At 57.3% G+C, this 18,017-nt stretch carries 21 protein-coding genes, 2 tRNA genes and 1 pseudogene; 18 read left to right on the top strand and 6 right to left on the bottom strand.

Features of this window, described 5'->3' with window-relative positions:
• Positions 1-21: 21 nt before the first annotated feature.
• From MEMAR_RS11095 to MEMAR_RS11105, 3 genes are read left to right on the top strand one after another with little or no spacing between them, the layout of a single operon-like run.
• Positions 22-1,605: a bifunctional N(6)-L-threonylcarbamoyladenine synthase/serine/threonine protein kinase gene (locus MEMAR_RS11095; RefSeq protein ID WP_011845079.1), complete on the top strand. Its 1,584-nt coding sequence runs from the start codon at positions 22-24 to the stop codon at positions 1,603-1,605.
• The gene (gene rdgB, locus MEMAR_RS11100) at positions 1,602-2,180 is read left to right on the top strand and encodes an RdgB/HAM1 family non-canonical purine NTP pyrophosphatase (protein ID WP_011845080.1); all 579 of its coding nucleotides are present in this window, start codon (positions 1,602-1,604) and stop codon (positions 2,178-2,180) included. The genes MEMAR_RS11095 and rdgB overlap by 4 nt, the downstream gene beginning before the upstream one ends.
• 28 nt (positions 2,181-2,208) lie before the next feature.
• Positions 2,209-2,355 carry a 50S ribosomal protein L40e gene (locus MEMAR_RS11105; RefSeq protein WP_011845081.1) on the top strand — a complete coding sequence of 49 codons (147 nt, stop codon included), beginning with the start codon at positions 2,209-2,211 and terminating at the stop codon, positions 2,353-2,355.
• 63 nt (positions 2,356-2,418) lie between these two features.
• Here the strand turns inward: MEMAR_RS11105 and MEMAR_RS11110 are convergent, their stop codons facing one another.
• Together MEMAR_RS11110 and MEMAR_RS11115 are read right to left on the bottom strand one after the other, a co-directional pair.
• Entirely contained in the window at positions 2,419-3,069 is a 651-nt protein-coding gene (locus MEMAR_RS11110) for a putative phosphothreonine lyase domain-containing protein (protein ID WP_011845082.1), read from the bottom strand.
• Between the two features lie 43 nt (positions 3,070-3,112).
• Positions 3,113-3,877: a sulfide-dependent adenosine diphosphate thiazole synthase gene (locus tag MEMAR_RS11115; protein ID WP_011845083.1), complete on the bottom strand. Its 765-nt coding sequence runs from the start codon at positions 3,875-3,877 to the stop codon at positions 3,113-3,115.
• Between the two features lie 139 nt (positions 3,878-4,016).
• On the opposite strand from MEMAR_RS11115, the gene htpX reads away from it, so the two are divergent.
• The 5 genes from htpX to MEMAR_RS11140 all read left to right on the top strand — a co-directional run bounded on the left by htpX (position 4,017) and on the right by MEMAR_RS11140 (position 7,634).
• A complete protein-coding gene (htpX, locus tag MEMAR_RS11120) occupies positions 4,017-4,910 on the top strand; it encodes a zinc metalloprotease HtpX (RefSeq protein ID WP_011845084.1) in 894 nt (297 codons plus the stop codon).
• A gap of 73 nt (positions 4,911-4,983) precedes the next feature.
• A tRNA-Gly gene (locus MEMAR_RS11125) sits at positions 4,984-5,054 on the top strand.
• 2 nt (positions 5,055-5,056) lie between these two features.
• Positions 5,057-5,130 (top strand) — tRNA-Val (locus MEMAR_RS11130).
• A 364-nt stretch (positions 5,131-5,494) separates the two neighbouring features.
• Positions 5,495-6,700, top strand: coding sequence for a hypothetical protein (locus MEMAR_RS12545; protein WP_011845085.1), 1,206 nt, complete (start codon positions 5,495-5,497; stop codon positions 6,698-6,700).
• Between the two features lie 295 nt (positions 6,701-6,995).
• Complete coding sequence (locus tag MEMAR_RS11140; protein ID WP_011845086.1) at positions 6,996-7,634, top strand: hypothetical protein; 639 nt, start codon at positions 6,996-6,998, stop codon at positions 7,632-7,634.
• Between the two features lie 12 nt (positions 7,635-7,646).
• Here the strand turns inward: MEMAR_RS11140 and MEMAR_RS11145 are convergent, their stop codons facing one another.
• A complete protein-coding gene (locus tag MEMAR_RS11145; RefSeq protein WP_011845087.1) occupies positions 7,647-8,147 on the bottom strand; it encodes a shikimate kinase in 501 nt (166 codons plus the stop codon).
• A gap of 301 nt (positions 8,148-8,448) precedes the next feature.
• Here MEMAR_RS11145 and MEMAR_RS13205 point away from each other — a divergent pair, with 301 nt between their 5' ends.
• Entirely contained in the window at positions 8,449-8,586 is a 138-nt protein-coding gene (locus tag MEMAR_RS13205; protein WP_187147925.1) for a hypothetical protein, read from the top strand.
• A 117-nt stretch (positions 8,587-8,703) separates the two neighbouring features.
• Here MEMAR_RS13205 and MEMAR_RS11155 read toward each other — a convergent pair whose 3' ends face one another.
• Positions 8,704-9,954, bottom strand: a complete 1,251-nt coding sequence (locus MEMAR_RS11155; RefSeq protein WP_011845089.1) for a cation diffusion facilitator family transporter — start codon at positions 9,952-9,954, stop codon at positions 8,704-8,706.
• A 304-nt stretch (positions 9,955-10,258) separates the two neighbouring features.
• Here MEMAR_RS11155 and MEMAR_RS11165 point away from each other — a divergent pair, with 304 nt between their 5' ends.
• From MEMAR_RS11165 to MEMAR_RS12825, 5 genes and pseudogenes are all read left to right on the top strand, one after another.
• The gene (locus MEMAR_RS11165) at positions 10,259-10,849 is read left to right on the top strand and encodes a class I SAM-dependent methyltransferase (RefSeq protein WP_011845091.1); all 591 of its coding nucleotides are present in this window, start codon (positions 10,259-10,261) and stop codon (positions 10,847-10,849) included.
• Between the two features lie 121 nt (positions 10,850-10,970).
• The gene (locus MEMAR_RS11170) at positions 10,971-11,783 is read left to right on the top strand and encodes a flavodoxin family protein (RefSeq protein ID WP_011845092.1); all 813 of its coding nucleotides are present in this window, start codon (positions 10,971-10,973) and stop codon (positions 11,781-11,783) included.
• A 198-nt stretch (positions 11,784-11,981) separates the two neighbouring features.
• Positions 11,982-12,089, top strand: a pseudogene (locus tag MEMAR_RS13390) (AN1-type zinc finger domain-containing protein); the annotation flags it as partial.
• Positions 12,090-12,377: 288 nt separating this feature from the next.
• Positions 12,378-13,229 (top strand): transglutaminase-like domain-containing protein, encoded by an 852-nt coding sequence (locus MEMAR_RS13210; RefSeq protein ID WP_187147950.1) that lies wholly within the window; start codon positions 12,378-12,380, stop codon positions 13,227-13,229.
• Positions 13,230-13,337: 108 nt separating this feature from the next.
• Positions 13,338-14,093: a 2'-5' RNA ligase family protein gene (locus tag MEMAR_RS12825; RefSeq protein WP_011845094.1), complete on the top strand. Its 756-nt coding sequence runs from the start codon at positions 13,338-13,340 to the stop codon at positions 14,091-14,093.
• A 27-nt stretch (positions 14,094-14,120) separates the two neighbouring features.
• Here the strand turns inward: MEMAR_RS12825 and MEMAR_RS11180 are convergent, their stop codons facing one another.
• Together MEMAR_RS11180 and MEMAR_RS11185 are read right to left on the bottom strand one after the other, a co-directional pair.
• Entirely contained in the window at positions 14,121-14,612 is a 492-nt protein-coding gene (locus MEMAR_RS11180; protein ID WP_011845095.1) for a putative immunity protein, read from the bottom strand.
• 10 nt (positions 14,613-14,622) lie between these two features.
• Positions 14,623-15,777, bottom strand: a complete 1,155-nt coding sequence (locus MEMAR_RS11185; protein WP_011845096.1) for a Fic family protein — start codon at positions 15,775-15,777, stop codon at positions 14,623-14,625.
• A 490-nt stretch (positions 15,778-16,267) separates the two neighbouring features.
• On the opposite strand from MEMAR_RS11185, the gene MEMAR_RS11190 reads away from it, so the two are divergent.
• The 4 genes from MEMAR_RS11190 (at position 16,268) to MEMAR_RS11200 (ending at position 18,015) form a co-directional block, all read left to right on the top strand.
• On the top strand, positions 16,268-16,750 hold the full coding sequence (locus MEMAR_RS11190) for a GNAT family N-acetyltransferase (protein ID WP_011845097.1): 483 nt from the start codon (positions 16,268-16,270) through the stop codon (positions 16,748-16,750).
• On the top strand, positions 16,747-17,310 hold the full coding sequence (locus MEMAR_RS11195; protein ID WP_011845098.1) for a cysteine hydrolase family protein: 564 nt from the start codon (positions 16,747-16,749) through the stop codon (positions 17,308-17,310). The genes MEMAR_RS11190 and MEMAR_RS11195 overlap by 4 nt, the downstream gene beginning before the upstream one ends.
• A 168-nt stretch (positions 17,311-17,478) precedes the next feature.
• The gene (locus MEMAR_RS13215) at positions 17,479-17,640 is read left to right on the top strand and encodes a hypothetical protein (RefSeq protein WP_155937417.1); all 162 of its coding nucleotides are present in this window, start codon (positions 17,479-17,481) and stop codon (positions 17,638-17,640) included.
• Between the two features lie 102 nt (positions 17,641-17,742).
• On the top strand, positions 17,743-18,015 hold the full coding sequence (locus MEMAR_RS11200) for an ACT domain-containing protein (RefSeq protein WP_011845100.1): 273 nt from the start codon (positions 17,743-17,745) through the stop codon (positions 18,013-18,015).
• The last annotated feature ends 2 nt before the right edge of the window (positions 18,016-18,017 follow it).

An 18,017-nucleotide genomic window follows, 5' to 3' on the forward strand; every position in this document is an offset into this window, starting at 1 on the left:
AACGGAGCGATACCTGTTTTTATGCCGGATATAATGCCCGACGATGGGCTGGTGCTGGGGCTCGAAGGAACCGCATGGAACCTCAGTGCCGCTCTCTTCGGGGACGACCTGGTCGCCCTCCATTCGTCGCCGTACGTGCCGCCGAAGGGCGGGATCCACCCGCGGGAGGCCGCGCAGCATCACGCCTCGGCGATGAAGGAGGTCGTCTCCCGGGTACTTACGGAGCCGGAGCGAATCCGGGCGGTCGCCTTCTCCCAGGGACCGGGGCTCGGGCCGTCGCTCCGGACGGTGGCGACCGCCGCACGCGCCCTCTCGATCGCCCTCGACGTGCCGCTCGTCGGCGTCAACCACTGCGTGGCGCACGTCGAGATCGGGAGGTGGGCGACCGGGTTTTCCGACCCGATCGTCCTGTATGCGAGCGGCGCGAACACGCAGGTGCTCGGTTACTTAAACGGCCGCTACCGGATATTCGGGGAGACGCTGGATATCGGGCTCGGGAACGGGCTCGACAAGTTCGCCCGGAGCCACGATCTCCCGCACCCGGGCGGACCGGCCATCGAGCGGCTTGCGCGCGAGGGGAATTACATCGAGCTCCCCTACACGGTGAAGGGGATGGATCTCGCCTTCTCGGGGCTTGTCAGCGCCGCCCAGGAGAGCAGTGCGCCGCTCGAAGACGTCTGTTTCGGTCTGCAGGAGACCGCGTTCGCGATGTGTGTCGAGGTGACGGAGCGCGCGCTCGCCCACGCGGGCAAAGACGAGGTGCTGCTGGTCGGCGGGGTCGGCGCGAACGGCCGGCTGCAGGAGATGCTCCGGGTGATGTGCGAGGAGCGGGGGGCAGCGTTCGCTGTTCCCGAACGGACGTTCCTTGGCGACAACGGCGCGATGATCGCTTATACGGGCAAGATCATGCTGGAGCACGGTGTCGTCCTCCCTCTTGATCAGTCGCAGATACGCCCCGGTTACCGGGCGGACGAGGTTGAGGTCGCCTGGCGGACGGAGCCCGGCGAAGTCTTTTCTATCGGGCCGCACGAGGGCGGCGTTGCCCGCGGCGCGGAGGCGGTCGTGGAGATCGGGGAAGGAAACGTGATCAAGCGCCGGACGGGCAAGCGCTACCGTTACCCGGCTCTCGATCGGCGTCTGATCGCTGAGCGGACCCGGGCGGAGGCGCGCCTGATCGCGACGGCGCGGCGGGCGGGCGTTCCCACCCCGGTGATCCGCGACATCACCGCGGACACGATCGTGATGGAGCGGATCAAGGGCGAGGTGCTGAAGTACGTCACCGCGCCGGAGACGATCCGGCTCGCGGGCGAGGCGGTCGGGCGGCTGCACGGGACGGGGATCGTCCACGGTGACCTGACGACGAGCAACATGATCGTCCGCGACGGCCAGTGCGTCTTAATCGACTTCGGGCTTGCGTCGACGTCTTCCGAGGTCGAGAGCCGCGGGGTCGACCTCCACGTCTTCTTCCAGACGCTCGAGAGCACGACGGAGAACTTTCAGGAACTGAAGGAGGCCTTCGTCGAGGGCTACACGGCCGTTTTCCCGGGGGCGGGCGAGGTTCTCGCCCGGGAGCACGAGGTCGAACTGCGGGGGCGGTACCTGTGAAGGTCGCGGTGGTGACGAGCAACGCCAACAAGGCGCGGGAGGTGGCGGCCTACTTTGCGGGGGTGCTCACGATCGAGCACGTCGCGCTGGAATGCCCGGAGTTCCGTCACGCCGACGTGGGGGAGATCGCCCGCGGGAAGGCGGAGTTTGCCTACAGGACGCTCTCCCGGCCGCTGATCGTCGACGATACCGGGCTCTTCGTCGACGCGCTCGGCGGGTTCCCGGGCCCGTACGCTGCCTACGTTCACGACACCATCGGCAACGCCGGGGTCCTGAAACTGATGGAGGGCGTGGAGGATCGGAGCGCCCGGTTCGAGACGGCGATCGCGTTCGCGCGCGAGGACGGCATCCGGGTCTTCCGGGGAGTTCTCCCCGGGACGATCGTCGCCCCCCGGGGGGAGGAAGGGTTCGGCTACGACCCGATCTTCGAGTATGACGGTCGGACGCTCGCCGAGATCCCGCTCGCCGAGAAGAGCAGGATCTCTCACCGGGCACGGGCGCTCGAGGCGTTCCGCGCCTGGGTCGAGCGGGAGGCCGGAGACGACAGAACTGTTAATATGAGCAAGAACGAATAGTACCCAACTGACAAGTGGTGTTTTTAACATGGCGAGATTTCCCGAAGCTGAAGCACGTCTGCTCAACGTAAAGATCTGTATGAAATGCAACGCACGGAACGCGATCCGCGCGACCAGCTGCCGAAAGTGCGGCTCGGACGAACTCCGCGCCAAGTCCAAGGAACGGAAGGCGTAACGCCGCTCGTCCGGCCCCCGGCATACCCTTTTTCGCGTTGTTTACGGGTAAGCGCCCGGTTCTTCAGGCGCTATAATAGGTGACTTTTCTGCCCTCTTCGCTGTACTCGCCCTTGTAGGTCTCGATGTTGCGCTTGTAGCCGATCCGCTCCGTAAACCCGAGCTCGCGGAGCCGTTCGCGAACGCGCATCACATCGGCCTCGTCCGCCCAGTCCCGGGTGTAGACGTAGATGACAGACCGCTCGTCGCGCGAGTCCGGGTTCGGTTTGGCGGTGCTGACCTTCGCAGATATCCCGAGGGTTCCCTTCACCGTTTCGTCCCGAACCTTCTGCCACGCCTCGTCTACCTCGCCCGCGGCGACGAATATGAGCCATTTCCCGACCTGATCGTCGTCGAGGCCCCGCCCCGAGGGGGCGGGGGCGTCCTGGACGATCCAGTACATCCGGGTCGTCTTCGAGGGGAGGATCCCTTCGCCCTCCCGGAGGGGCGCATAGATCGCATCGATCCCGCCGAACCGTCGGAGGAGGGCTTCTGCGAGCTCCGGGTAGTCTTCCTCGAACCGCCCGAAGATCTCGCGGACGTCGGCCTCGAAATCAGCTCCCTGTTCGATGAGTTCGAACAGGTACGGGCCGCGGAGACGGATCTCGCGGTTGAGGTAGACCTCAAAGATCCCGTACGCGACCTCGGCCAGGGGTTCCGGATCGATCTCTTCCATACTTATTGGTAACCGCCGGGGCGGTGAAAAGAGTTTTGAAGTGTTACCGGCCGAGCCTCTCCGCAACAAGTTCCGCGGCCCGCTCCCCGGAAAGGAGCATCCCCCCGAAGATCGGCCCCATACGACACTCCCCGGCAACGGCGTTCGCCGCCATCCCGGTGACAAAGAGGCCGGGGAAGACCTCTTTTGTGTGGGCGAGGATCTGCGACTCGGCGCGCTCGGCCCACATGAAACTCTCGCCCTTCACCGTGAGTGCGCCGCCTTTCTTCTCGACCATCCTGGCGATCATGGCGTCGTGGCCGGTCGCATCCACGGTGCAGGTGCAGGCCATGGTGAGCGGGTCGACGTGCAGCCCGGCCATATCGACCGGCGTCCAGTTGACGACGAGGCCGCCGATCCTGCCGTCGCCCCGAATCATGACGTCCTCGACGGTGGTGAGGTTGAAGAACTCGACGCCGGCGTCGCAGGCGGCTGCGGTGAGCTTCGCGACCGCTTCGACCGATTTCGCGACGTAGTAGCCCTCCTCGAACGCTTTGTAGGCGATACCAAACCGGTCGAGGAGCCGGCGCGCGTCTTCCTGGACGACGATCCGGGGAAACATCATCCCGCCGCCCCACATGCCGCCGCCGATGCTGAGTTTCTTCTCGATGAGTGCGCACTTAACACCCTTCTCTCCGAGGAGCGCGGCACAGGCGAGCCCCGAGGGCCCCCCGCCGATGACGGCGGCGTCCATCTCGAGGTGGTCGATGAGCGCCCGGTGCTGCTCCTCGAGAATGGCCCTGCTGATGGTCACTTCGTTCAGCGTCATCCGATTCTTATCTATGGCACCGGAGAGAGATAAGGGCACTGGCGCGTGCGCAAAACGCACCGGAGCGCGGTTCAAACGGAAGCAACCGGAGAGAGTGGCACAGACCTTAATAGCGATCCGGCACAATATTATTTGTACTATGAAGTGGACGCGCGACTTCGGTCTCACTATGAGGATGTTTCTCACGTCGTTCCTGCTCCTCATAGTCTACCTGATCTTCCTAGGCGTCCTTTCCGCCCTGGGATTCCCCTTTGAGTTCCTCCTGCTGGTGGCCGCCGGGATGGCGTTCCTCCAGTTTTTCTTCTCCGATAAACTGGTGCTCTGGAGCACCAGCACCCGGATTGTCGAGGAGGACGAGTACCCGGAGTTGCACCGTATGATCGAGAGCCTGGCCGCGAGAGCGGGCCTCCCGAAACCGAGGGTAGGGATCATGACCTCCCCGGTTCCGAACGCGTTCGCGACCGGCCGGAGCCCGAAGAACGCCGTCGTGGCGGTCACCGACTCGATCATGCGGACGCTCAACCGCGAGGAACTCGAGGCGGTGCTCGCCCACGAGATGTCGCACGTGAAGAACCGGGATATGCTGACCCTGACGATGGCGAGTTTCATATCGATGCTCGCCTTCCTGATCATGCGCAACTGGTTTTTCATGGCTCTCTTCGGCGGCGGCGGCGGCAACCGCGACAGCAACATGGGCGCGCTGATCCTGGTCTACATCGTCTCGATCCTCGTCTGGGTCCTGAGCACCCTGCTCACCCGTGCGCTCTCCCGCTACCGGGAGTTCGCCGCGGACCGGGGCAGCGCCGAACTGACGGACAACCCGCGGGCGCTGATATCGGCGCTCCAGAAGATCAGCGGGCGGATGGACTACGTCCCCGCCGAGAAGAAGCAGGAAGTGGAGGGCGCAAACGCGTTCTTCATCATCCCGGCGCTCTCGGGCAACACCCTGATGGAGCTCTTCTCCACGCACCCGCCGCTTGAGAAGCGGGTGGCCGCCCTCGAGGAGCTGCAGGCGCAGCGGCGCGGGTATTAAACCCGCCCCGGCTCCTCTCTCACCCAATATTTAATATTCAGCACGGTCAATCTATGTAGGCATACCGTGCATTGCATCGATGGTCTAGTGGTATGACTTTGGCCTTCCAAGCCAATAGCCCGGGTTCAATTCCCGGTCGATGCATGGGGCTCGTGGTCTAGCTGGTTATGACGTCGCCTTCACACGGCGGAGGTCTCGAGTTCGAATCTCGACGAGCCCACTCGCAATTGCGGAAACAGTCACTATCGCTGACTGAATCCCCTTTTCCGCTCCTTTTATCAACTCATCTATGAAACGGGACGCATTCGTAACGTTGTTTTGCAGAAAATCACGGGCCTGATCTGATAGGGTAAAGGTGCATTTTCTCCGTTTACGGTCGTATTTCTTTTCTTTCGACGGGCGGGACATTTTCTCTTCTCCGTTCTACTGTCCATATAGTTATTCCACTGACCATACGGTTTCAGGTATACCAAAGATTCAGTGTAAGGAGGCTTACAGAGGCGGTAACCAAAAAAAAGGGTGTAGCGGCCGCGCGCGCAAATATAAATGATTATATATGCGCACTCAGATTCTCAATCAGTGGTATGTCCAACGATGAAGATCCCTTTGTGGTAGAGCGTGAGACTGTTCTCATCAACGGAGAATGGTATGAGGTCGAAAATGCTACTCATTTTGTGGATGACGGCCAAGAATACATCCTACTTGATGATCGGGTGTACGAGCTAAATGGATCTATCTTGGGCGACCCGGTTATGTCTGTAGTGCGGCGCGAGTCTGTTTACTTTAACGGGGAGAGATATGACCTCGAAAATACTCCGCATATGACAATAAACGGGCAGGAATACATTTCGATTGATAGTAAATGGTATGAGGTGAATGGTGCGTTCCTCGGTAATGAAGTGGATGAGGAGGAATTAGATAGACTGATGGAGGGGGACAATAACGACGTGTTCCAGTACGAACCGCCACAGAAGTATGAACCCCCCTCGCAATCTGAAGGATGGGGATCTATTCTCACATCCGTGCTGTACTTTCTCATCGGTGTAGGACTGTTCGTTGTGGCGGCGAATCAGTTAGGGTACATTCAGCTCGGTGGCGGTGGTATCGATATCGACCCTCCGGCTTCCGTGATCGCGGTAGGGACAGCGACCCCGACGGCTACCTCCTCCTCGGTTAGCGTGACCAGGACCGCCACGCCGAGAGTTACACCCACTCCCGTGACGTCATACGGAGATACTCAAGCTTCGAAAATCGTCGAAGCGATGGATTACACTAACCCCACAACCCGGGATTTCGCTCTGAGTCTGATTGATAAAGACCATGGTGGGAATTATAACATCGCGCAGATATGCGACATGTGGGAAAAGATTTACAAGCGATGGACTTATGTGAACGATCCAAAGGGCACCGAGTACTACTCTCCTGCAAGCAGGACTATCAACCTTGGATTGAAGGGAGATTGTGACGATTTTACAATTCTTGTGGCATCAACGATGTTGGCAATAGGTGGTACTCCTCGGGTAATCCTGGCATCGGATAGTGTTGAAGGTCATGCTTATGCAGAGATCTGCATAGCGAACAATAAGGATAGTCTCCAGAAAGCCGCGAACTACATCTGTCAGAGATACAAGTGTAAGAATATCGCATACCGGACAACTAACGCTAACGGACAAACACAATACTGGCTTAACCTCGACTGGAGTTCAAAACATCCGGGAGGATCATATTTCCAGAACGACGGTGCTACCGTCGCGATCTACCCGAACAAGCATTGGGTGAGGCTGAAGTAGTCAGGCCGGACCGCGGCCACGACCTCTTCCACGCACTCCGCCGGGATGCCATAAAGTGCAGAGGCCCCCTCCACGACCTGCTCAGGGGGATATGCCGTCCCAGAGCATCCCGGCAACGGTGCGCTTAACTTCGTAGGTGATCTGCAAGGGATCTCAATCAATGCCCGGACGGGGACGATATCGGGCCCTTCCTCAACTCAGATACTTCTTATTGACAGGGGGAGCAAATCAAGAACTTCCCATAAACATTTCACAACCCCTTTCATGCTGCACACGAAAACCCTGTACACGTACCATGAACAACAGAACGACACCCTACCCGGACCGGGAGATCATCAACAGGTGGGCAATCGCAGAGATCGATGCCGGCATCTCCGGTATCCTCTCCGCGAAAGGACTGATGCGGCCGGACGCGGACAGGTGCATCGGCTTCTTCTACGTCGATCACGAGGACGGAATCACCTTTCGCATCCACTCCCTGTGCCGGACCGGGGCGGGAAAGCCGCCGGAGATCGTCGTAAACTTCGAGAACCACGGCGAAGGCCTCATACTCTCCTCCGATGAAGTCGAGGCGTATACGCTCCTGTCGAACGACGAAGCGAACCGTCTCTCGCTGCTCGAAGAACAGCGATGGCGCATCTACTACGAGCCGGAAGCGCTCCAGGCAGTAAGGAAGAGGGCCGACCTCGACAGGTTCAGGGCTCCGGGGTATTTCGACGACGTATCGGTGATCCTTTGCTCAAAAGACCGCGAAACGATCCCCGAAGGAGTCTGGGTCCGCCTGGAAGGCCAGTCGGACGACGGCGCGTCATTGCGGGGAACGCTCCTGAACGAACCCTATTCGGACTTCGGCGTGCACGAAGGGGAGATGGTCACGGTATGCTTCGCCGAAGGCGAGGAAGGGCGAATCCTGGTCGCGGAGACGGGATCGTAATCCCCGGACCCCTCACAACGCTTCGATCACGTTCTCGACCACGGATTCGAGATCCTCGCCCGAGCACGCGACGGTGAGATCGGCGTACTTCTCATACAGCGGGACCCGTTCGTCGTACATCCCGCGAAGGCTCTGGCCCGGAAGGAGGAGTATCCCCCGGGTCGTGATGTTCTTGAGCCGCTTTTCCATCTCCTCGTACGAAATTTTCAGGTATACGGCCAGCCCTCCCGACTTCAGGTGCGCCATCGCATCGGGGCTGCAAACCACGCTGCCGCCCGTCGCGATCACGGCATTGCGGGGGTGAAGGGAGAGGATCGTCTCCTCCTCGATCCGCTTGAACGCATCCGGCCCGTCCGTATCAAGGATCTCCTGGAGCATCTTCCCGGCCCGTTCCTGTATCAGGATGTCCGTATCGATGAACTGCATGCCGAGCGTTTTCGCAAGGACGACGCCCACGGTGCTCTTCCCCGCGCCGGGCATGCCGATGAGGATGATGTTTTTGTGATGCTGCATACCGCTCTCCCGTGACCCGATGGACAGAGGGGTCCTTTATTGGTACCTAGATGGGATTTCGGGGGAGATGAAGGTTGTTTGGCAAAAGGTGCAATCGCCCGGTGTTATCCCGGTCATGTTCATAGCCGGGAATGAATGTCGGGCGGCGTCACGACCCTGCAAAGCGGAAGTTATTTTACCTGCATCAAAAAACGGCGTTTGATCGAGCATGAATGCGAAAGGAGTTGTTGGAGCACTTCTCGGCGCTTTTATAGGTTTTCTCGGCCTGCTGTGGTTTCTGCAGGGCACGGGAATCCTTCGGATGCGCCCGATAGTATGCATCGCGAACTGCGAGGAGGTCGTCGGCCCATCCCCAACCTGGGCGGCGGCGGGAGCGGTTGCTCTCATCATCGGGGCCATCGTCGTAGCCGTAAGCGTGAGGCGCGGCAGAACACCCTGAGACGCAAGCGGACTGAAATATCGGGATGCAGCAGACAGGCCAGGATTTTAATTCTCGTTCATAGCCTGATGCCTCCGGCCGGTCGAGGCATCTCACCCGGATCTATAAACGAAGAGATCACCGGGGCGAAGCGCCGGTCTCCTCCCCATGATTCACGACCACATCGTCGATCACTTCCGCAAGCGTTGCCGCGGAGGTCGCCCTCATCTCGACTCCCGCCGCCTCAAGCGCGTAGCCGGCCGCCCTCCCAGAGAGCGAGTGATGCACGAAGACCACATCGATCTTTTGCGCGAGCAGCATCTCAGCCACCTGTCCGCCCTTCCGCTTCTCCACATCCGTAAATGGATTGGAGATGGTGTCCTGGCGCTCGATGCGGTTCTTCTCAACGTCATAGTCAAGGATTGCGAAATACGGCGCTTCGCCGAAGTGAGCGCTGACCGACCCCTCCCGGTCCTGCAGCGGCACCGCATACCGTAGATGCGTCTTCTTCCGGGGTTCATAGTGGATGAGGACCCGCTCGACGTTCTGCACCCGGAGCCGTATATCCTGCTCGATGCGCTCGCTCTCCCGGTGCGCCTTCCCAAAATCCGACTCCGCCATCTCGACCATCGCCTCCACGAAGATGTAGCGCCCGGAGTTGCGGCCCGTGATACTCTTGATGCCGCTCACCTTCGGATCCGAGAGGATGATGCTGCGGATCTCGTTGAGCGTATCGTAATCGACCGAGGCATCCAGGAGAGTTCGCATGCTGTCTTTTAAGATCCCCCAGCCCGCCCGGACGATGAAGACAGCGACAACGACGGCTGCGATCCGGTCCAGGGGTATGCCGAAGAACTGCCCGAGGAGCGCAAAGAAGACAACCGAGGAAGAGAGAACATCCACCCGGTGCTGCCTCCCGTCCGCGATCAGGCTCGGGGAGTTGTACTTCCGCCCCACGTTCACCTCGTAGGTGCCGAGGATATACGGCACCGGGATGAAGGCGGCAACGGCGAGGAGGACCCACCCGCTGTAGGGCTGGGCGGCGGCATCGCCCGTCACCGCCTCCGCCGCAATCTCGAAGGCCGTGAAGAAGATGAGGAGGGCAATGGCTACCGCGACGACATTCTCCACCTTATAGAGCCCGTACGGGAAATCCCGGCGTTTGCGCGAGGAGAGGTACACCCCCACGATCAGGGCAAGCGAGGCGACCACGTCCACGAACGAGTGGATGCCGTCCGCACGGAGGGCAAGGCTGCCTGTATAGACCGAGAGTAGCAGTTTTGCGACGACCAGCCCGGCATTGACGGCAAGCGAGAGAAAGGCGACACGGAGGATGACGGACTCCGGCGTCCGGTAAGATCCTGCCGTCTTCCGAACCGCTTCCTGCATACCGGATCGCCCCTTAGTGCATTCCTTGGCGTGATGTTTCCATTAATCTAACTATTATGGCCTATTTGATGGGGAAGAGGGCATCGCGGCAACTCCTCATGACGGAGGATACGGCGGTACTTCGCATGACGCCCACCTGCGGCGATGCATACGTTGCGGCGGACCTGATGACCCGCTCCCAGGAAGAGGGAAACCGAATTCATACGCTCGGAACCATTATGCAACAGGATAGCCGTCCGGTTTTCCGCCGGAACCGTTGAATACCACGGAACCGGTTAAGTCGCCCCTCGACCCATAATACCGTATGGATATCTTCGACTCGGTCTACCGGAGCACGCCACCCTGGGACATCGGCCGCCCCCAGAAGGCGTTCGTCGAACTGGCCCGGGCAGGAGAGATCACGGGTTCCGTCCTGGACATCGGATGCGGAACGGGGGATCACGTCCTCTTTTTTGCAGGCGAGGGGCACGAGGTGCTCGGGATCGACACCGCCTCCCTGGCGATCCGAAAGGCCCGGGAGAAGGCTGCAAAAAGAGGACTCCAGGCACAGTTTTTCGTCGGAAATGCACTGGAACTCTCCGCCCTCAACAGGACGTTCGATACCGTCATCGATTCGGGGCTCTTCCACACCCTCTCCGACGAAGATCGGCCGGCCCTCGCCGAGAGCCTCGCGGCCGTCCTCGCACCCGGCGGGAGATACTTCATGCTCTGCTTCAACGAGCAGAACCCCGGCGAATACCCTCTGCCGAGGAGGATCACGCAAGATGAGATACAGGATGCCTTCCGGGACGGGTGGGTCATCAATTACATCAGGCCGGCGGTCTTTGAGAACAGCATCCAGGCCGACGGGCACCATGCCTGGCTTGCGTCGATATCGAGACCGATGCAGGGTTGACAGGGGCGGATCTGTTGACGGATCCTCCTATTCTCCGCCCCTATTTCCCCCTGTAGCCGCACACGCCTGGCCGGTGCCGGGGAAGAAAACCTATGTATGGGGGATATGCTTCTACTGTTACATGGAAGATCGGCCCATAAAGGTCCTGGTCATCATGGGCAGCGCCCGGAAGGCGAATACCTACCGTGCAGCGGAACGGATCCGCGAGATCCTCGAGGAGGAGGCACCGGTGGACTGGGAGTACGTCATGCTCAAGGACGTCAACCTGGAGCAGTGCCGCGGGTGCTACACCTGTTTTGACCGCGGGGAGGAGTACTGCCCCATCAAGGACGATTCGGCCCTCCTGGAAGAGAAGATGCATGCCGCGGACGGGGTGATCTTCGCCACCCCGGTGTACGGGTTCCAGGTCTCGGGGCTGATGAAGGTCTTCATCGACCGCCACTCCTACATCTTCCACCGCCCCCGGTTCTTCCGGCAGAAGGCGCTCCTCCTCACCACCGTCGGGGTGATGGGGGATAAGGACGTGCTGGACTACCTCAATGCGGTGGCCCGCATCTGGGGCTTTGAGGTTGCCGGTCGGGCGGGGATCGTCTCCCACGCGAAGATGGGCCCTCTCCCCGCCTACCGGCTGCGGGAGAACGAAGAGAAACTGCAGGCGGCGGCAAAGGCCTTTCTCGCCGCGCTCCGGAGGGAAACGCCGAGGAGGCCGGGGCTCTTCAACGTGATGGCGTTTCATATCGGGCGGGCGCCCTGCGACGAGCTGGGCGAATCGGCTCCCGCGGACCACGCCTACTGGAAGGAGCAGGGGTGGTTCGAGAGGGGGAGGCGCTACTACGTGGACGTGCCGGTCAATCCGGTCTACCATGCGTTGGGCATGGCGGCGGAGTGGTATATGCGACGGCGGGTGCGGAGGGATTTGCGGGAAGTGGGGTGAAGGGGGGCGGGTACAGAAGATAGGATGAGTTTGTTGTGACCGCTACGGAATGAGTCGTGGCATGGGTCATGGATTTCTCGAAGGGGCGGGTGCTGCTCTACCATAGACTTCAATTCTTAATGAGAATAATCTCACGGAACTTTTTTTCCAGATATTCATTTCGGAAGGGTTATAAATAGATAGCAATTGTTATTGAATATGGCGAAATGCTATTTCTGTGGTCGCCAAATTGAAGGATTACCCTACGTCTGTAGACGATGTGGAGAAACATTCTGCATGGACCACAGATTGCCAGAATACCATAATTGTGTAGGAAAAACATTTTGCGCGGACCACAGATTGTCAGAATACCATAACTGTGTACAAGAACGATATTCTTACACCGAAAACAGTGAAGATTACTCCCGATATAGTGATAATGCGAATGGCCACTCAAGAAAAACATCCTCACAGAGACTCGCACGGCAAACCGAGCAAGAGATTACGAAAACTCTTGCCGTTTTAGCGATTGTTGTGGGTCTTGCTTTATTCTATCCTCAAATAGTTTTGTTCGTTTCTCAGTTAGAAGACGATTCTGGTGGATCTACTGCCCTGATGCAGCAGGACCCCTCATCAACAAAGGTGACCTTACCGGATACGACACCAGAGAATCAAGCGTTCAAGGCCTCGGATATCCCTATTATTGGCGACATTATTGACCCTTCCGAATCGTTTAAGGACTCCCCAAAACCACACAATTATCCCTACTACGCTGGGGGTCGAAGAACTCTGAGTTTTACAACCTATGGCGGATTAAACGAGTATTTTTCAAAAGAAAGTCACACATACCGGTACAATTACGTGGATGAAGTCATAATGGAGTTGCTAAAAAACTCCTATCAGGATGAGTATTTAGATCCTTTCATTGAGCAGATCGAAAAGACATCCAGTTCACCAGAGGCTCAAGCTCAAGTGGCAATCAGCCTTGTCCAGCATATACCTTACAGTTGGAACCGATATTCTGGGATGGATAGCGACTGGTATTACCCCTACGAAACACTTCACAATAATCAGGGGGTATGCTCCGACAAATCGTTGCTCCTGAGTTACCTCTTATGCCAGTTAGGCTACGATGTGGTATTGTTTGAGTTTTCCGACCATATGGCAGTCGGAGTAAAATGTAACGGCCAATATGACTTCCAGAACAGTGGATACGCGTTCATAGAAACCACACAACCAACAATAATCACGTACATTCCAGAGGATTATTTGGGAGGGTTTAGAGTTACGTCGGATGTGAAGATCATTCACGTACAAGGTGGAGATAAGTCCTTAGACGTGAGCGGGGAGTATCGGGATGCTCAAGAATTAAAGAAACTTGACTCGATGGGACAGGTCTTAGACCAGTATCACTACGCACGGTGGCAAGCACTCACAAAGAAATACGATCTACAATACGACACCTGATTAACCCATTTTCTGCCTTATCCAGAACAGCACACGATTACGTGATGAACAGACAGAATGATATGATAGATGTCCCTAGACATCATAGAAAAGGATATACCGCCCAGTATGGCCCCACATGCAAATTATCTCATTGAATATCGGTTTCAGGGATCCTCCAAACACGATATTCGCAAAATGATTCTGCGTCTTACAAACAAGTTTCACTTACATTATGCCCAACCAAAAAGACCGGTACCCCATATCACGCTTGCAGGAGGATTTACAGCAAATAACGAAAAACAACTCGTGAAAGACTTTGCCTCCCACTGTGCTGCCACCCCACTATGCAGGTTCACCGTGAACGGGTTTGGCTATTTTCACAACCCACGTGTTGTTTTCATTGATATCAATCCAAGCGACAAGTTGAAGCAGTTCCGTTGGGATCTAGCGCAACGCCTTCAGCGATACTGTAATTTAAAAAGTTACGACTATCAAGAGGATTTTGCATTCCATGCTACTCTTGCGTTACACTTAGGGGCATCTGATTTTGCCAAAGTCAGAAGATATATTGACAGCCAACCCAAGCCAAAATACAAGCACTACATGATTCGGGCAACCCTCCTGAAAAATGGGAAAATACTTTGTGAATATGACTTTCTACAGCGGCGATTGCTGAATCGAAGTGAAGCACTTGACGGGCGGTTGCTATCACGTACGTTTCAACTTCTCGATGATTTCTTTAAGGGAAATTACGATCCGAATGTGAAATTAAAACCTCAAGATAGTATACCTGAACAGAGAATCAATGTCCAAAAAGAGGAGAGTCATAGTATAGTTCAGACCATTTTTAGTTTTATTAGATCAACGTTAGGAAAACCATAGAGCCTGTTGCCATCACCAATAAGATCCTCAAAACCCCTCCCCCTTCCTCAATTTAACAACAACCACGCCCCCGCGTTCCTGAACAACAATCCTCCCCATGATCTCCTCCCGCAGCCCCGCGGGGAGCCTTCCCGCCTGCCACTCCCGCTCCCGGGCAACACTCACCGCGGCATTCGCCGGGTCCGCCGCCGCGACGGCTTTCAAAGCGTAATAAGCGCCCCCGTAGGCGTGCTGGGGGACGTGTGCGGTCGCCACAGCCTGGCCCGCGGCCCGCGCAGCGAAGTGAGCCGCGTCGTTTCCCTTCGCTTCGCGGGCGGCGGCATGGGCGGCGAGCGAAGCCCCGCGGATCTCGGCCATCGTGAAGACACCCGTCCGGACCCATGTCCTGCCCGTCTCAATGGCCCTCCGCGGCCGGTCGTCCCCGGGATAGGCCGCTTCAAAGAGGGGAAGCACCCGCTCGGCGCAGTCCGCGGCCCAGGCCGCCATCGTTGTCTGATCCTGTCTGCTGTATTTCTTCATGGACAATCAACTATATTCGCGTCCCTTCCTCGATGATCCTGACGTAATCCACAAACATGTACTGCTTATACCGTTCCTTCCCGGTGATCTCTTCCACGATACCGATATCCTCGAATTTTCCTACAAGCTTGGTTGCGGCCTGACGACTGATGCGCAATTCCTCTGTTATCTGCCCTATTGTGATGATGGGGTGATCAAAGAGCGTATCGATCAGTTTAACCGCATTGACGCCGCCGATATTGTTCTCCAGCAATTTTTCAATCAGCGTTTCCTTGAGTTGAATGATTCTCTTTGCTGTTTCGATGGAATTATTGGATACCTCTATTACGCCCTGAAGGAAGAACTCCAGCCACGCCTCCCAGTTCCCCTGGTACCGGATGCCGTTGAGGAGCGTATAGTACTTCTCCCGATTTCTCTTCAGATAATAACTGAGATACAACAGCGGCCTCGCCAGGACGTCCTTAGAGCAGAGATAAAACGTGATCATCAACCGGCCCATTCTCCCGTTGCCATCCAGGTACGGATGGATCGTTTCCAGTTGAGCGTGGATGAGAGCAGCCTTCACAAGCGTCGGCGTTCTATCGTGGCTCTGGATAAATTGCTCCAGATCCTGCATAAGCCCCGGAACCTGCTCCGGCGGCGGCGGAACGAATACTGCATCCTGGATGGTTCCTCCCGGTACACCGATCCAGTTCTGAACGTGCCGTAACCGGCCTGGAAGTTTATGCGATCCCCGCGTCCCCTGAATCAAAAAGCGGTGAATTTCATTCATCAGATCAAGAGACAGGGGTGAGAACCCCAGTTTCTCTATGCCGTGATGAAGCGCTTTTATGTAGTTCAAGACCTCCTGGATCTCGTTGATGTCGTCTCTGGGCCGGATGTGGGCTTCGAATTCGAGAACACCCTGAAGGGATGCCTGCGTACCCTCGATCTGCGAACTTAACAGCGCCTCCTTTTTAATGTACATCGCCACGAAAAGGTCCGGGTTCGGGAGCACCTGGGTAACTCCGTCAAGGCGGGCAAGAGCGCCATCGGCTCTCGATAATAGATAGAGAATTCCCTCATCGAAAACCAGGTCCGGGGGCGGTAAAGGGTGCGGAATAAACGCGTCATACCCATCTTGGCGGACGAAGACCCCCGCTCTATTATCGGGATACCTCTCCATGCAGTACACTTCAATCTAGAACAATATAAATTGCCTTACAAGTCAACACAAGTTGACTTAGACGCGATTCGGAAATCTAAGTCAACCAGACGTAACTTACAGAGAGGCAGTGGTGTATATGTCAATCCCGGTTGACGTAGCATTGACATCTCCCTTCTAAGTCAACGCAAGTTGACATAGCGTCGACACCTCTCTTCTAAGTCAACCTGCGTTGACGTACACAGACCCGCCTCACCCATGAGCACCGCAACGGAGAACCGGTGGGATCTCCAACAGGGCGACCAATCCCCCGGCGGCACCACAGCCGCAAACGGGCGTGGGAGAGAGGTTCTGAGACGGAATTACCCCCGTTTTCCTGAACTCCCCGGATATTTCCGGTTTTTCACTCTTCTTGCGATCAAGTCGAGAGTATCTCTTCGTACAGCGATATTTATGGTCAGTCGCCGTCACCTCTAATAACGAATAACAATAAGATCACGTTCTACCGAGAATGATCTTCCTTCGTCAAATCACCCAGGACGACATTGCCGTCATCAAAGGATGGCCTCCCTACCCTGCTGAATTCAGCGATCTCGATTACGCGCTCAGAGACAGGGGCTGGCTGGATGAATACTCGCAAAGACCCGACGCGGATATTCTTATCGCCGACGATGAAGGAACGATTGCCGGTTTTTCGATCATTGCACGCGAGCCCGGCGGCATTGCCGAGTTCCGGATCGCACTCCACCCGGAGAGATGCGGGCGAGGGGTAGGAAGAACCGTCATATATCTCTCACTCGTGCATGGATTTTCCGATACCGCAACCGGCACCATCCGCCTTATTGTACGGAAGAATAATCCGCGTGCAAAAAGACTGTATGAAGAGATGCACTTCCGAACTACCGGCGAGTGCATAGAGGAGATCCAGGGAAAACCTGTGGAGTTCTATCGGATGGAGATCAACAGGATTACATTTTACGGGGCCGATACATGATGAAGGAAGCATTACTGGTCATCGATGTCCAGAACGAATATTTCTCCGGCAATCTGCCGATAACATACCCGAAGGCGAGCCTGACCAGCATCCTTCAGGCGATGGACGCCGCACGTGCTGCAGATGTCCCGGTCGTGGTGATCCGGCACACCAGCACCGTTCCGGATGCCCCGTCGTTCCGGTCCGGAACCCCGGCATGGGAACTCCATCCCGAAGTGAAGAAGCGGCCGTATGACCTGCTCATCGAGAAGGCTCTGCCGGGGAGCTTCACCGATACCGGCCTTGATGCCTGGCTTAGAGAACATTCCGTCAGTTCCGTGACCATCTCCGGCTACATGTCCCAGATGTGCTGTGATTCGACCGCCCGGCAGGCATTCCATAACGGGTACGGCGTGAAATTCCTCTCGGATGCCACCGGGACGCTCTCCGTTACCAACCGGGCCGGGACGATCTCCGATGCCGACCTTCACCGGGCAGTCCTCGTGACCCAGCAGATGCGATTCTCGCAGGTGATGACGACCGCAGAATGGATCCGGTCGCTGGAAATTGCGTATGGGTAGCGGTATTCCCCCTGATCACGTCCGCGGGACTCTCGCGGGCTCCTTTCCTCTTCTCCTTTGAGTGGCCGCCGGTGGTGTATGCACCGGACATCCTCGCGTGGGACATCTTGCCCCCCTCCCGATGATCGTTGCCGCACCGGAGTTCTGGAGAGAACGCTCCAGATTCTTATGGTCATCGGCGGCATACAGAGCCTCGCGGGGTTAATCGGCGCGGCGCTTGCCGGTATGGGTATCCGGAACATCGGTATCCTGGGCTACGTCGGGGTCAGTCTGATCGTATTTCCCCTGCTCGCAATCGTCTTCGGGCAGGCCCCGGAAGGGGCCGGGTGACACCGGTCCGCGATCTCCCGGTGAATGATCTCACGGCACTCCCCGGCAAACCTTGAATCACCGGTACATCCTATCCATACCCACACAAGGACGGGAGAGGGCATGAGCAAGACAATCATTACCGTCGTCGGAAAGGATGCCGTCGGCATTATCGCGAAGGTCTGCACGTATCTTGCCGATAACCAGGTCAATGTCGAGGACATCTCGCAGACGATCGTGCAGGGCTACTTCAATATGATGATGATCGTCGATACCGGCAGATCGACAAAACCGTATGCCGGGATGGTAACCGAACTCGACGACCTCGGCGAGGAGATCGGTGTTAAGATCCGGTGCCAGCGGGAAGACATCTTCACGAAGATGCACCGCATCTGAGG

This window comes from Methanoculleus marisnigri JR1, assembly GCF_000015825.1.
GTDB classification, from domain to species: Archaea; Halobacteriota; Methanomicrobia; order Methanomicrobiales; family Methanoculleaceae; genus Methanoculleus; species Methanoculleus marisnigri.